Source organism: Neoakkermansia glycaniphila, assembly GCF_900097105.1.
In the GTDB taxonomy this organism is placed as follows: Bacteria; Verrucomicrobiota; Verrucomicrobiia; order Verrucomicrobiales; family Akkermansiaceae; genus Akkermansia; species Akkermansia glycaniphila.
Window position 1 is genome coordinate 1311354 of the sequence record NZ_LT629973.1, and the last position, 14099, is coordinate 1325452.

Annotated in this window: 12 protein-coding genes; 7 read left to right on the forward strand and 5 right to left on the reverse strand. The window is 60.2% G+C overall.

The features are described from left to right. Positions 1-19 precede the first annotated feature (19 nt). Together PYTT_RS05540 and PYTT_RS05545 are read right to left on the reverse strand one after the other, a co-directional pair. A complete protein-coding gene (locus PYTT_RS05540) occupies positions 20-442 on the reverse strand; it encodes a hypothetical protein (protein WP_067774138.1) in 423 nt (140 codons plus the stop codon). A 37-nt stretch (positions 443-479) separates the two neighbouring features. Then, entirely contained in the window at positions 480-2774 is a 2295-nt protein-coding gene (locus PYTT_RS05545) for an ArnT family glycosyltransferase (RefSeq protein WP_067774140.1), read from the reverse strand. Positions 2775-2949: 175 nt separating this feature from the next. Between PYTT_RS05545 and PYTT_RS05550 the strand changes: the two genes are divergently transcribed. The 7 genes from PYTT_RS05550 (at position 2950) to PYTT_RS05580 (ending at position 11972) form a co-directional block, all read left to right on the forward strand. Beyond that, positions 2950-4764 (forward strand): ABC transporter permease, encoded by a 1815-nt coding sequence (locus PYTT_RS05550; protein WP_141675750.1) that lies wholly within the window; start codon positions 2950-2952, stop codon positions 4762-4764. 37 nt (positions 4765-4801) lie between these two features. Continuing rightward, entirely contained in the window at positions 4802-5968 is a 1167-nt protein-coding gene (locus PYTT_RS05555) for a hypothetical protein (protein ID WP_067774146.1), read from the forward strand. Between the two features lie 17 nt (positions 5969-5985). Then, positions 5986-7161 (forward strand): hypothetical protein, encoded by a 1176-nt coding sequence (locus PYTT_RS05560; RefSeq protein ID WP_067774149.1) that lies wholly within the window; start codon positions 5986-5988, stop codon positions 7159-7161. 90 nt (positions 7162-7251) lie between these two features. Beyond that, positions 7252-8463, forward strand: a complete 1212-nt coding sequence (locus PYTT_RS05565) for a serpin family protein (RefSeq protein ID WP_067774152.1) — start codon at positions 7252-7254, stop codon at positions 8461-8463. A gap of 20 nt (positions 8464-8483) precedes the next feature. After that, positions 8484-9725 (forward strand): serpin family protein, encoded by a 1242-nt coding sequence (locus PYTT_RS05570; RefSeq protein WP_067774155.1) that lies wholly within the window; start codon positions 8484-8486, stop codon positions 9723-9725. Between the two features lie 23 nt (positions 9726-9748). Further along, entirely contained in the window at positions 9749-11005 is a 1257-nt protein-coding gene (locus PYTT_RS05575) for a serpin family protein (RefSeq protein WP_067774158.1), read from the forward strand. Between the two features lie 16 nt (positions 11006-11021). Next, positions 11022-11972, forward strand: coding sequence for an RDD family protein (locus PYTT_RS05580; protein ID WP_141675751.1), 951 nt, complete (start codon positions 11022-11024; stop codon positions 11970-11972). Here the strand turns inward: PYTT_RS05580 and PYTT_RS05585 are convergent. Genes PYTT_RS05585 through PYTT_RS05595 form a run of 3 tightly spaced genes read right to left on the reverse strand, consistent with a single transcriptional unit; the run spans position 11967 to position 14091 of the window. Next, positions 11967-12422 carry an arsenate reductase ArsC gene (locus PYTT_RS05585; protein ID WP_067774163.1) on the reverse strand — a complete coding sequence of 152 codons (456 nt, stop codon included), beginning with the start codon at positions 12420-12422 and terminating at the stop codon, positions 11967-11969. The two genes, PYTT_RS05580 and PYTT_RS05585, sit on opposite strands and share 6 nt — an antisense overlap. Then, on the reverse strand, positions 12422-13390 hold the full coding sequence (locus PYTT_RS05590; RefSeq protein ID WP_067774166.1) for a permease: 969 nt from the start codon (positions 13388-13390) through the stop codon (positions 12422-12424). Before PYTT_RS05590 ends, PYTT_RS05585 begins: the two co-directional genes overlap by 1 nt. Positions 13391-13404: 14 nt before the next feature. Continuing rightward, on the reverse strand, positions 13405-14091 hold the full coding sequence (locus tag PYTT_RS05595) for an urease accessory protein UreH domain-containing protein (protein WP_067774169.1): 687 nt from the start codon (positions 14089-14091) through the stop codon (positions 13405-13407). Positions 14092-14099 lie beyond the last annotated feature (8 nt).

The window sequence follows — 14099 nt, forward strand, 5'->3', positions numbered from 1 at the left end:
AAAACCCGCAATGCAACCCTCACTCCCTCACATACACTTCCTTCACCTGATACGGACTGCCCATGTAGAAAAACATCCCGTTCACGTCCAAAACCCTCTGCACCATAAACACATCACCATTCTCATTCGGCTCCACCTTCCCCTCCCGGACACTCCCCCGGCGGATCATCAGCCCCGGCCGCAGCCACGAATTCGAATCGAAATACGTCACAATCCCCCGCGAAGGCATCCCGCACCTGTACGCGCTGAGCCCTTCGGCACGCGACACCTCCAGAAAAATCTGCTCACCCGACCACGTCGGCCCATACTCGCGGGAAATCTCCACATTCCACAACCTGCCGATATACGCGCTCACCCCCCAATCAATCCCCACCCAGGCAACCGCCAGAATGCAAATCGTCAAACTCCACCGCAAAACGGCTCTCAAAACCTTCTTCTTCATCGGAAAAACCTATTATAGCGGCAGCACCCCGGCCAAGTCAACTCCCGACCCTCCCCGCCGAAACCGACTTCATCCCACCCCCTTCCGGAGAAACAAGCAGCACATAACGGCGGCCCTCCGACACACGCCGCCATCCCGGCAGCTCCGCGCGGAACCGCTCGTAATCCGCCTCCTTCATCGCCAGAAACACCCTCCCGCCCTCACGAACCGGAGGGACGGGCACGCCCGGCTTCAGCTCCACAGCCTTGCCCCCCGAATAAAACTGCGCCGAATACGGCACCTTCTCGCCATCCCAGTAATACAGCGGCGAACGCCCGTCCCATGCGGCCAGCACATCCTTCTGGCACCTGTACTCCAAATGCCCGAACCCTCCCCCGAACAGGAAAAACGCAATCACGGCAAACACCGCACACGGCAGAAACAGCACATACCGCGCACCCCGGTACTGCACATCCGCCCTCCACGCATACCGCACCACCAGCATCGCCAGCGCAGGCAGGCCGGGCAGCACATACGCCGGAAGAATATTCTTCGCCACCGAGAAAAACAGCAGCGGAGCCAACCCCCAGAGCCACAGGAAAACCGACTCCTCCGCCTCACCCGGCTGCCGCGCAGACACCCCCCGCGCACGAAACCACAGAAACGGCAGCACCAGAGACCACGGCAAAAACATCGTCACCCCGTACACCCAGATCATCCCCAAAGGAGTCGCATGCCCGGAACCGTACAAATCCCCCTGCCACCCCTTCACCACGAACCTCTCGAAATGCTCGCCCACGATAAAATAATCCAGAAAACCGGGGAACGCCCGCTCCGCCAGCAAATACCACGGCAGGCTCAGCCCCAGCATCAGCACCGTCCCCCGCACCCACGGAACCCTCTCCCACACCGTCCGCCACTTCCGGAACCACAGCGTCCACAGAAAAATCGGCAACCCGGCCAGCACAAGGCACAGCGGCCCCTTGCTCAACAGCCCGACCGCCAAACCCGCAAACATCAAAAAACCCCACACCGGCCTCGGAACAGGCTCCGAAACCGCCTTCCAGAAAGCCACCATAGCCAACATCGTACCCAGCGCCAGAAACTCATCCGTCATCACCGCCCCAGCCGCCACAAACCCCAGCCCGCACGTCGCCAGCACCACAAAACAGGCCAGAGCCTTCTCCCTCCTATCCGACCGGAAAGGCCACACGAAAAACAACGCACCGATCGCCACCGCTGCCAGAAACGGCGCCAGCCGCGCTCCCCATGCAGTCACGCCCGCCACCTCCATCGTCGCCGCGCTTGCCCAGAACGAAAGCGGCGGCTTCCCCCAGAACGGCACACCGTAATCGAACATCGGCACCAGCCAGTTCCCCGACTCGATCATCTTGCGCGACATCTCCGCATAGCGGGCCTCCGTCGTATCCATCAGCGGATAGGCCCCCATACTCACCACCCGCACCAGCAGCACCCCCGCCAGCACGACAAGCAGCCACAGGGCGAAATCGGACCTCACATGCAAAACCGCCTTCAATCGCTCGCACCACCCCCTGCCGAAACAGGCCAGCCTGCCCCTCTCCACACCAAACCACCGGGTTACGACGAACGCCCCAAGCCCCAGCAAAGCCAGCCCGGACGCCCACATCACCGGAAAAGCAAAAATCGTATGCAAATTCGGCAGCGGAGTCACCGCAAACACATCGCCGAACAGCGTAAACATCCCGTCCTTGGCCAGCTCCATATTATCGGGAGACGCCCCCGCCATATCGTCATTCATCCACGACAGCACGAACGCCCCCGCCGCCGCGAACAAAGGCACCACAACCCTCACCGCCACATGCGGCACGCCATCCCTGCAAACCAGCCTCTTCCGAAAAACGGCCAACGCAGCCCCAACACCTCCAACCACGCACAGCGCCGAAGGCCACAACGGAAACACATCGCCGAAATGCGGCCATGCCTCCTTCGGAGACTGCCAGAACTTCAGCGAATAAAAGGAAAACATATCCTCCGTACACACCTCCGCCACCTCCTCGCAGCAATTCACCAGGCAGAACAGAGCGAACAGCACCGTTGTCACCACCCTATCCGTCTTCCCTCCATGGAATGCGCGCGGCAACGCCAGCAAATACAGCAAAAAAGGCACCAGCAGAAACAAAAGGGAAGAAGAGGACTCCACCGCCAAATTGCCCAGCAGCCTCAAAACCGCCACAAACCCCCAATCGATATCCCCACGGTGCAACCACGCCAGAATACCCACCTCCAGCAGCTCGTACACGAAATACACCAGCACGAAAGGCCAAAGCCTGCGAACATAGTAATTCCGGCCCACTGTCGTCCAAAACGGCATGGCTCAACCATGCCACACCCCCGGACGAACGGCAACAGCAATATATACCAACCGCGCATCGCAGACACACTTCATCCCCGCATCATCCGGCAAAAACAGGAACCTTCCCCGCAACTGACCGGAATTATACTTGGAAACCGCCACACATTCAGGCATCATCACCCCGCGCCTTGACATGAAAAAACACCTCCGACGCCACCTGAGCCTCATGCTTGCCCTGCGGTACCTCAACCCGCTGCGCACCATGTTCTCCATCATCACCCTCATCTGCCTTGCCGGCGTCGCACTCGGAGTCACCGTCCTCATCGTCGTCCTCTCCGTCATGAGCGGCCTGCAAAAACAAATGGAAAGCAGCGTCCTCGCCTTCACCCCGCACTACCTCGTCTCCTACTACAACGACGGCGCGCGCACCACCATCTCCGGCTGGCAGGAACTCGTCGAACGCGCCCGGAAAGTTCCCGGAGTCACCTCCGCCTACGCCCAGCTTGAAAACCAATCCTTCGTCCAGTCCGACAAATCGCGCCAGACCTGCACCTTCCGCGCCATCGACACTGAAAACGAAGAACAGATGAACGCCTTGCGCCCCCTCATCAAACAAGGCACCTTCGACCTCGACCTTGGCGAAAAAACCGTCATCTCCGCCATCACCGCCAAGGGACTCGGCGTCGGCATCGGAGACACCATCCGCATCACCCCCGTCGGAGACACCGACCAGGTCATCGAAACCTACACCCAGATCGGCAACGAAAAACCTCTCGCCACACAGGAAGACGCCGACCTCCTTCCCGCCCTCGACAGCCTCTGGTCACAGACCGAAAACCCATCCGGCATCACCGGCAACTTCCGGAACCACCTCGCCGAAACCACCCTGCACTACTCCGGCCTCGTCCTCAGCGGCATGAGGGGCAGCGCATCCGCCTTCCTCCCGCCAACCGTCGCCGACTACGCGGAAACCCGCTACTCCGCCCTGCTGCGCCACACACCCGCGCAATGGCTTGCCGTCCCCAAAACCGCCGTCCAGGAAACCTACCGCAAACTTCGCGCCGCCTTCGATGGGGAAAACGACTCCGCTCCCGCCCTGCGCCCCGTCGAACTGAACGAACTCGACGCGCTGAACGAAATCATCCGCTCCGGCATCGAAGGCAAACAGAAAAACTCGGGCATCGTCTACTTTGAACGCTCCCTCCGCACCGCATGGGAACAGCACCTCGCCAACCTCCGCGACAACAGCGTCGAAAAGGAAAACATCGCCTCCATCAAAAACATCCGCTCCCTCATCATGCCGAAAGACCTCACCGTCATCGGCATCTACCAGCCCACGGAAAACATGCCCGGCCCGGCACTCTTCATCCCCCTTCCCATCGGGCAGGAACTCCTCGGCTTCCAGAACGACGATGTACAGGGCATCGCCATCCGCACAGAAGACCCGTACAACCTCGACCAGCTCGCCGCCCCCATCCTCCAAAGCCTCCCCGCCCTCCCCGCCGGCAGCGCCTGGGAACTCTCTCCGTGGACCGAAAGCTTCCGCGAATGGTTCCAGCTCATCGCCAACGAACGCACCATGATGAGCTTCGTCCTCTCCTTCATCGCCCTCATCTCCGCCTTCTGCATCATGGCCGTCATGTTCACCGTCTCCATGCAGCGCAGGCGTGAAATCGCCGTCCTCCAGGCGCTCGGCGCCACCCCCTCCAAAATCATGCGCGTCTTCCTGTGGCAGGGCGTCATCATCGGCATCTCCGGTGCCATCCTCGGCATCATCCTCGCCCTCCTCGTCCTCCACTACCGCATCGAAATCCAGGGCTTCCTCGCAGGCATGGGCCTCGACCCCTTCCCCATGCAGGCGCACGGCATCCAGATACCCTGCTCCATCGACCCCGTCGAAATCGCCAAACAAGGCATCTACGCCTTCATCATGGTCACCGTCGCCTCCGTCGTACCCGCCCTCGTCGTCTCCCGGCAGGACCCCTCCAAAGCCCTCCGCGCCAGCTGATGCGGCCGCCTTCCTCCCTCACCTCCAACCTCTCTCCATGAACCAGCCCGTCCTCCTCACGCGGGAACAGCAACGGTTCGTCGAACTCGAACCCGGAGAACAACTCCTCTGGGCCGCCCCGGCACGCCCTCGCATCTTCACCGCCCACAGCATCGCGATCTTCATCGTCGCCGTCTTCTGGTGCGGCACCCTCCTCTTCTTCCTGGGTGCATCTTCCGTCTGGCAGTCGGCATTGGCACAGGGCGACATAAACAGCCTCATCATCACCTCCTTCCTGCTCCCCTTCATCGGCGTAGGATATGTGCTCTTCTGGTTCGCCTTGCAGGAAAGCCGCACCCATAGCGGCGTCTGCGCCGTCACCAGCCACCGCGCACTCCTCATCCGCCGATCGCGCGGAACCGTCATCCTCACCGAATGGAGCGGCGAACACCTCTCCATGCCCGACATCCGCCCTCGCCGAGGTAATAGAGGAGACATCATACTTGGCATCAGGGTATTGCGCAGAAAAAACGGCACCCGCATCATCGCCGACGGCTTCCACGGCATCGACAACCCCGAACAAATCGCCACCCTCCTCAGACAGGCAACGCCAACCGCACCGCCCCCTCCCGCCACTGAACCGCCTCTTCCGGAATGGCCCCGCTCCACCAGTCGCGCCACGCGCCAAAACATCGAAAACCTCCTCTCCCCCGGTGAAACGATCCGCTGGATCGTCCAGCGTAAACCACGCATCTTCAACGATGCAACGGGCTTCTTCTTCATCTTCGGCCTACTCTGGACCGCAGGATTCACGGCTCTCCTTCTCACACCAGCGAACCGGATCGAAGGCGACATGCCGCTCTTCGTCGTCGCACTCTTCTTCCTCATTGGCCCGCTGACCCTCAGCTCGCCCTGGATCTATTGGGCCTATGCCCGCCGGCAATACGACCTCCTTACAGACAGGCGAATCATCCGCTACAACCCCGGATGGCGCTCCCCTTCCATCCAAACACACAGCTACTCCGCCTTTGAAAGCGCTCGCCTGCGCATCCGCCCGGACGGCTCCGGCACCCTCGACCTCGACTACACCATCGCCAAAGCCGGTGGAATGACCAACACCTTCACCATCGACAACATCCCGGACATCCGCAACACCTGCATCCTTGCCCGCCAACTGGCCGCCGCGAACGACAGCCGCACGCCGTCCGGCGAAACATCCTCCTGAACCGAGCCATCTACACCATGGCGCAACAACCCGCCACCACTGCGCCCGTTCCGGACATCCTCCGGCATCACCTCGCCCCGGACGAAACCATCCTCTGGAGCGGCATCTCACGGCCTGCCCGCTTCATCGGCGGCCCTCTCCTTCTCGTCATCTTCGCCACCCTCTTCTGTGCAATCATCGGATGGGTACTCTCCGTGTACATTCAAACCTTCACACACAAACACCCAGAACCTGACAGCGAAACGCTGGGCCTTGTACCCCGCATCATCTTCCTCGGCTTCTTCGTCCCCTTCATCGCCGCAGGCATCGGCATGTACTGCCAGGCCTTTCATAAGCGATATGAAAACGCAGGCCTTTGCGCCGTCACCGACCGCCGGGCGATCCTGATCCGCCGAACGTCCAGCCAAACCACCATAGCCGAATGGAGCGGCCCCGAACTCGTCCGGCACACCATCCGCAAACGCCGCCGCGGTCGGGGAGACATCATCCTCGGCATCCAGGAACACGACGACGGCGACAGAACACAAACCATCAAGCGAGGCTTCTTCCGAACCGACAACCCCGAACTCGCATCATCCTGCCTCCTCCGCGCAGCCGCATACCGCGCCCAACCTCTCCACGGACAACAGCCGGAACCCACGCATCGCCACGGCATATCGGAAGCCGATCGGGAAACCGTCTCCCAACGCCTATACCCCGGAGAAACCCTACTCTGGACCGGCCGCCCCCGCAACCGACTCTCCTTCGTCCGCACCGCGCCCATCACCATCTTCGGCATCGGCTGGGCATCCTTCTCCGGCGGCATCCTCATCCACGTGCTCACAAACTCGGCGTCCATCCCCGGTCTTGCCTTCGTCATCCTGTTCTTTCTTGTCGGCTTGGGCTTTATGTCCGCTCCGTGGATACGCCGCGCCCGGATGCGCCGCATCGCCTATGCACTTACCACGGCACGCATCCTCACCATCCAACTCGGCAAACGAAAAACAAAAACCATCGAGTGGAACTACACCACCCTCCAAAGCACCCTCCTCCAACTCCTCCCGGACGGAAGCGGCACCATCCGCTTCGCCTACACCGACCAGGGAGACCACACCTCTGCCGCCGAACACCGATTCGAAAACATCCCGCACGCCCGCGAAACTCTCGACCTCGCCCACCGCATCCATCAAAACTCAGGCAGCCGCACAACCTGATCTGCATAAAATTTCATTAAAACGGGCGAAAATTCGGACGCATCCCCACTTCACGCGTTATTACAAACAACACCGAATCCATCCGCCATCATGTTTACCCTTCGCTTCATCTCCTGCATCACCGCCCTGTGCATCATCAACGCCTGCACGCCTGCCGACACACCCAACCCCGAACCCAACCTGCCCCACCCGAACAGCGGCCCCGCCTACACAGCCTCCGGCCACGCCCCCCAGCACGGCCTCGACCTCTTCCTCCACGTCGCCCGGCAAAAACAGAAAAACATCTGCCTCTCTCCCTACTCCGCCCATACCGCCCTCGCCCTTGTACGCCCCGGCGCACGCGGCGAAACCCTCCGGCAAATCGACCGCACCATCGGCCCCGTCGAAACCCTCGCCGCTCAGGCCCGCACCACATCCCTCCCCCTTGAACTGGCCAACCTCGCCTGCATCGAACAAACCCTGCCCCTCAAACCGGAATACAAACAGGCGCTCCCTTCCGGCAGCTACCTCTCGGCCGACTTCATCAACCACCCCGACCTCGAACGCACAACCATCAACCGATGGACAGCCGACCGCACCCACGGACGCATCCTAAACATCATCCCTCCGAACGTCATCACGCCGCTCACCAGAATGGCGCTCATCAACGCCATCTACACCAAAGCCGAATGGGAACACCCCTTCAACCCCGCAAAAACCGCAGACAAACCCTTCCACCTCGAAAACGGCCAAACAACCTCCTGCCCCACCCTGCAACACACAGCACACTACCGCCACATCGACAGCCGCATGGGCGAGGCCATCGCCATCCCCTTCAAAAAACGGCAGGACAAACAGGAAACCTGCCTCATCGCCATCCTCCCGAAAAAAGGCACTACCCTCAGCCAGCACCTCTCCACCCTCACCCCCGCCGACATTCGAACCATCCGTCAACAACTCGCAACCGCCACACCCCGGAAAACCCTCCTTGAAATCCCCAAATTCCAAACGGAAACCTCAACCGACCTCACCGCCGCATTCGCAAAAACAGGAATACCCGATGCATGCGACCGCAACAAAGCGAACCTCTCCGGCATCACCGACAGCCGGCCGCCACTCCACATCGCCAAAATACTCCAGAAAACCTACTTTGAAATGAATGAAAAAGGCATCGAAGCCGCCGCAGCCACAGCCCTGATCGCAGAAAAAAGCCTCATCCCATCCGCCGTTCGATTCGACAGCCCCTTCATCTGGATCATCGCCGACCTCGACCCCGAAACCACCCCCTACTTCATCGGCACACTCTACACCCCCGCCCGCTAATCGCAACATCTCTTCGCCTCATGCATCCCCTCCTTCACCGCACCCTATCCATCCTGACGGCAACCTGCCTCGCCGCCTGCACGACAACCGAACCGCCATCCACACAACCCCTGCTCCCCGATCCCGCCCAAAGCCCCGCCTGCACTGCCGACGCCCAGCCAACACCCCTCGGGTTCGACCTCTTTCTCCGCCTTGCCGGCGAACAGCCGGACAACCTCTGCTTCTCTCCCTATGCCGCACACGCGGCCATAGCCCTTGCCCGGCCCGGCGCGCGCGGTGAAACCCTCCGCCAAATCGACCGCACCATCGGCAGCATCGGCAACCTCGCCGCCCAAACACGCACCACATCCCTTCCCCTCGAAATCGCCAACCTCATCTGCATCGAAAAGACACTGGAACCGGCCCCCTCCTACAAACAGGCCCTGCCTGCCGCAAGCTATCTGGAAGCCGACTTCATCGACAGCCCTGACCGTGAAAGCACCGCCATCAACAAATGGGTCACCCGGCGCACGCACGGCCACATCGGCAGCCTCCTGCCGCCGAACAGCATCACGCCGCTCACCAGAATGGCGCTCGTCAACGCCATCTACACCAAAGCGGAATGGGCACATCCATTCGACAAAACGGACACATGGAACCAGACTTTCCATCCCGAACAAGGCTCTCCCTTCCCCTGCCCCACCCTGCACGACACACACAGCTACCGGTACCTGTCCCTGCCCGATTGCGAAGCCATCGCCATCCCATTCCAGCACCGGCAGGACAAACAACCGTCCTGCCTCATCGCCATCCTCCCGGCCAAAGGCATACCCATCCGCCAATACCTCGCCACACTCACCCCGGCTGCCCTGCAAAACATCCGCACATCGCTCGCAACCGTGCAGCCGGACATCGTCAAACTCGACATCCCCAAATTCAAACTCGAATCCTCCTCCGACCTCTCCGCAGCGCTGGCTTCCACTGGAATGCCCGATGCCTTCGACCCCGTAAAAGCCGACTTCTCCGGCATGATAGCTACCGCCACCCCTCTCGCCATAGAACAGATCCTGCAAAAATGCTCCTTTGAAATGAGTGAAGAGGGAGTCACGGCAACGGCATCCACCGCATTCTCCATGGCCTATCAATGCGCTCCTGCCCCGGAGCCGAAACATCCGCCCCACTTCAAGGCCGACCGCCCCTTCATCTGGATCATCGCCGACCTCGACCCCGAAACCACTCCCTACTTCATCGGCACGCTCTGCACGCCGGACACCGCCAATTAACCGACCTCAGTAACCGGATCAACATGAAACATCGCCACTCATTCACCGCCACTCTGCTGGCAACCCTCTGCATCGCCTCCTGCGCCACGGATCAAAAACCATCCGAAAAAGCCGCGCAATCGCCGCCACCGCTCCCCCAACTCCCCAACCCGGAAAACGGCCCGGCCTACACGGCAGCCGCCCACAAACCCCAATACGGCCTCGACCTCTTCCTCCATCTCGCCAAACAGGAACGGCAGAACCTCTGCCTCTCCCCCTGCTCCGCCTCCATGGCTCTCGCCCTTGTACGCCCCGGAGCGAGAGGCGAAACCCTCCGACAAATCGACCGCACCATCGGCTCCATCAACCAACTCAATCAACAGACGCACAACACCTCGCTACCCCTTGAAATAGCCAACCGCGCCTACACATCCAGCCACATCTCCCTGAAGCCTGAATACAAAGCCGGCCTGCCCAAAGGCAGCGTCACCCCAATCAACTTCGCCGCCAACCCCGCCCAGGCCAGCACCGACATCAACCAATGGGTCTCCGACCAAACGAAAGGCCGCATCACCCAACTCCTCACCCCTCAGGACATCACACCCCTGACCAGCCTCATCCTCATCAACACCGTCTACACCCAGGCAAAATGGCAACACCCCTTCCTGCCGGAAAACACGATCGAACAGGATTTCCGCCTCGAAACGGGCCGCACCGTCCCCTGCTCCATGATGAATGACACCTACGATGTCCGCTACATCGCCCGCCCCGACTGCGAAATCGTCGCCATTCCCTTCCAGCAGCATCTGGACAAAAAAGAGGCATGCATGATCGCCATCCTCCCGAAAAAAGGCATCTCCATCGGCAAATACCTCTCCTCACTCACCCCGGCCGCCCTGCAAAACATCCGCTCATCGCTCGCCAAAGAACATCCGCAAACCGTACAGATCGACATCCCCAAATTCAAAACCGCGTACGACAGCGACCTCGCCGACGGCCTCGCAGCCACGGGCATGCCTCATGCATTCAACCCTGCCAAGGCCGACTTCTCCGGCATCTCCGGCACACCGCTCTGCATCGCCTTCGTCAAACAAAACACATGGTTTGAAATGAAGGAAGAAGGAGTCGAAGCCGCCGCCGCCACAGCCCTCGGCATGGATGCATACTACATAGGAGAACCTGTGACCCCCAAACTTCCACCCCACTTCAAGGCCGACCGCCCCTTCATCTGGATCATCGCCGACCTCGACCCCGAAACCACCCCCTACTTCATCGGCATCCTGCGCGACCCCACCTCCTGACGCACGCGCTGCAACCTTGACAACACAACCGCCAGTTGCGACAATCGCACAACTGGCGGCCACTCGCCGCAGCCTGCCGCCGGACTGCCGGACGCGCCCAACCTCCCGGCAATCAAGACGCGACACAAACACCATGGAAATCTACTGGATCGAAAACAAGCAGCGCAAAGGCCCCATCTCCGTAGCCGAAATCATCTCCCTTCTCGAAGCCGGAGACATCACACCGGAAACCAAAGGCTGGCACAAAGGCTGTTCCAAATGGCTGCCCATGCACGAACTGCCGGCCCTCTCCAGCTACTTCCACCCCCTCGAACCGTCGGAAGAATATCCGGAACTCCCTCCCATCCCGCATGACCTCCCGGCGGATGCCCAGCCCCCCGTCGCCGCCATCGACAAAACCACCCGCATCTTTGCCGTACCGGCACCTGTCCTCCGCCTCTGGGCCCGCGTACTGGACCTCCTGATCTACGCCGTCATCGCGCTCTCCATTCTGCGCCTCTGCAGCGTCGGCTTCCACCAAACCTTCGTCTCACCCATCGCATGGGCTCCCATGTTCCTCATTGAAGCATGGCTCATCTCCCGCTGGAGCACCACGCCCGGCAAATGGTTGCTCGGCATACGCGTCGTCACCTTTGAAGAGAAAAAACTCGGCCTTGGCACCTCCCTCACGCGCAGCATACAGGTATACATCTTCGGCATGGGGCTTGTCCTCACCATCTTCACCCCCATCATGATGCTCCTCTCGTGGTGGTCCCTCCGCAAACGAGGCATCACCATGTGGGATCAAAGGCTGCAAACCCTCCCCCTCGTCACGCCTCCCGCCCGGATGGAACGCATCCTCATCGCCGCCGTACTCATCTTCATCCTCATGGAAGCCATCGGATGGCTCTTCATGCCGTGGATGCCCGACTTCATGGCTCACATCGAAAGCATGAAAGGGCAGCTCGGGCAAACATTCGGTTCATAGCAGCGCCTCCTCGCTTCCGCATTCGTCCCAACTGGGCAGCCACACTCCGGGCTTCGCCATCGCGGCGGCAATCTCGTCGCGCACCCTCCGATACACCGCGAGCACCTCTTCCTCGACCGCAATCCCTCGCGACAAAGCGGGCGGATCGTCGAACGGCAGATGCACATGCCTCCGGGCCGGCAAATACGGGCAATTCTCCGCAGCGTGGCCGCATACCGTCACCACAGCATCCCATTCCACGGCAGGCAGCTCCTCCACCGTCTTGGAAAAATGCCCCTCCATCCCGAAACCGGCCTCCTTCATCACGCGCAGCATGAAAGGATTTAGCCCGTGCTTCTCGATCCCGGCGGAAAACACCTCCACCTCTTCGGAAAACGCCCGTCTGGCGAAAGCCTCGGCCATCTGGCTCCGGCACGAATTGCCTGTACAAAGAATCAGTATATATATCATCACATCAGAAAATTGAAAAGATAGCCCGAAAACACGATGAGCAAAGACACCGTCGCGAAAAAAATCCCGATCAGCTTCCACGTCATCACCTTCTTCAGCAAAATCGCCTCCGGCAGAGAAAGCCCCACCGTCGCCATCATGAACGCCAAAGCCGTACCGATCGGAATCCCCTTCGCCACGAACACCTGAATCACAGGCACGATACCCGCAGCATTCGCATACATCGGCACCCCGCACAACACGGCGGCAGGCACACCCCACCAGCTCTCCGCACCCAGATACTGCTCGAAAAAGCCCTCCGGCACATAACCGTGAATCCCCGCACCCACCGCAATCCCGATCACCACATACAGCACAACACCCTTCACGATACCCCATGCATCGGAAGCAATCTCGGGCAAACGATCCTTGAACGGCACATGCTTCTTCTCCCATGCGGCGCTCTCCCGTTCGGACTGGCTCAATAAATCCTTCACCCATGGAGACAGAAACCTCTCCAGCCTGAACCTCTGCAAAACCGCACCTCCCACCATCCCCAGCACCACGCCCGACACCGCGTAAATCGCCGTCACCTCCCAACCGAAAACGCCGAGAAACATCGCAATGGCCACCTCATTCACCAGAGGCGACGTAATCAGAAAGGCAAACGTCACGCCAAGGGGAATCCCACCCTTCACAAACCCGATAAACAGCGGAATCGACGAACAGGAACAAAAAGGCGTCACCGCCCCGAACAAAGCCGCAAAAAAATACTGCAACCCGTACAACTTGCGCGTCGTCAGAAACACGCGAATGCGATCCACCGGGAAATACGCATTCACCACACCCATCACAAGGCTGATCGCGTACAACAGGAAAAGAATCTTCACCGTATCGTACACGAAAAAATTCACCGCTTCCCCAAGCCTCGTGCCCGGCGAAAACTCCAGAACCGAAAAAACCAGCCAATCTGCAAAATCCTGAATCATAAAACAAACTAAAACTAAACAAGCAAAATACGGCTGAACAGCCAATACACACCGAGACCGAGGAAAAACCACCCCGTCGCCGCCTTCATCACCTGCTGAATCTTCGGCATATGCCGCATCACGGCAGCAGCCCTTCGCGCACTGAACACGAACAGCAGGGAAAACACGACCACAGGCAGAGCCGTACCCACCCCGAACAGGGAAATACCGAGCCATGCCCCCTCACTCCCGGCCTGTGCCGCCCAAGGCACGGCCGTTCCGAAAAACAGAGCGGCGGAAGGCGGACACATCGCCAGCGCAAACAGAAAGCCGAGAACCAGCGCACCAAAAGCCCCCGTCCGCCTCACCATCCTGCGGGCCGTTTCCCCATCCGGCTTCTTCCCGAACGAAAAAAACGGCACAAACCCCAGAATCACCAGCCCCGCCGCCATCATCACAGGGCCGAGATACACAGGAAGCTCCTCCTGCATCCAGAACGAAAGCATCGGCGCGGAAGCCAGCCCCTGGCTCACAAGCAAACCTGCCAGCACATAGGCAAGCACGCGCCCAAGCGTATAACAGGCCGACGCGATCAGCGACATCCTCCGCGAAGCCATATCCTGCGAGATAAAGCCAAGGGCGGCCACATTCGTCGCCAGCGGACACGGAGACACCGCCGCCGCCACTCCGACACCCAGCAAAGACAACAACTGCCAGTCCATACCCTTGA

Bases quoted from the DNA above. Each gene is read 5' to 3' on its own strand.
- PYTT_RS05540 (WP_067774138.1), bottom strand. From the start codon at position 442: ATGAAGAAGAAGGTTTTGAGAGCCGTTTTGCGGTGGAGTTTGACGATT.
- PYTT_RS05545 (WP_067774140.1), bottom strand. From the start codon at position 2,774: ATGCCGTTTTGGACGACAGTGGGCCGGAATTACTATGTTCGCAGGCTT.
- PYTT_RS05550 (WP_141675750.1), top strand. From the start codon at position 2,950: ATGAAAAAACACCTCCGACGCCACCTGAGCCTCATGCTTGCCCTGCGG.
- PYTT_RS05555 (WP_067774146.1), top strand. From the start codon at position 4,802: ATGAACCAGCCCGTCCTCCTCACGCGGGAACAGCAACGGTTCGTCGAA.
- PYTT_RS05560 (WP_067774149.1), top strand. From the start codon at position 5,986: ATGGCGCAACAACCCGCCACCACTGCGCCCGTTCCGGACATCCTCCGG.
- PYTT_RS05565 (WP_067774152.1), top strand. From the start codon at position 7,252: ATGTTTACCCTTCGCTTCATCTCCTGCATCACCGCCCTGTGCATCATC.
- PYTT_RS05570 (WP_067774155.1), top strand. From the start codon at position 8,484: ATGCATCCCCTCCTTCACCGCACCCTATCCATCCTGACGGCAACCTGC.
- PYTT_RS05575 (WP_067774158.1), top strand. From the start codon at position 9,749: ATGAAACATCGCCACTCATTCACCGCCACTCTGCTGGCAACCCTCTGC.
- PYTT_RS05585 (WP_067774163.1), bottom strand. From the start codon at position 12,422: ATGATATATATACTGATTCTTTGTACAGGCAATTCGTGCCGGAGCCAG.
- PYTT_RS05590 (WP_067774166.1), bottom strand. From the start codon at position 13,390: ATGATTCAGGATTTTGCAGATTGGCTGGTTTTTTCGGTTCTGGAGTTT.
- PYTT_RS05595 (WP_067774169.1), bottom strand. From the start codon at position 14,091: ATGGACTGGCAGTTGTTGTCTTTGCTGGGTGTCGGAGTGGCGGCGGCG.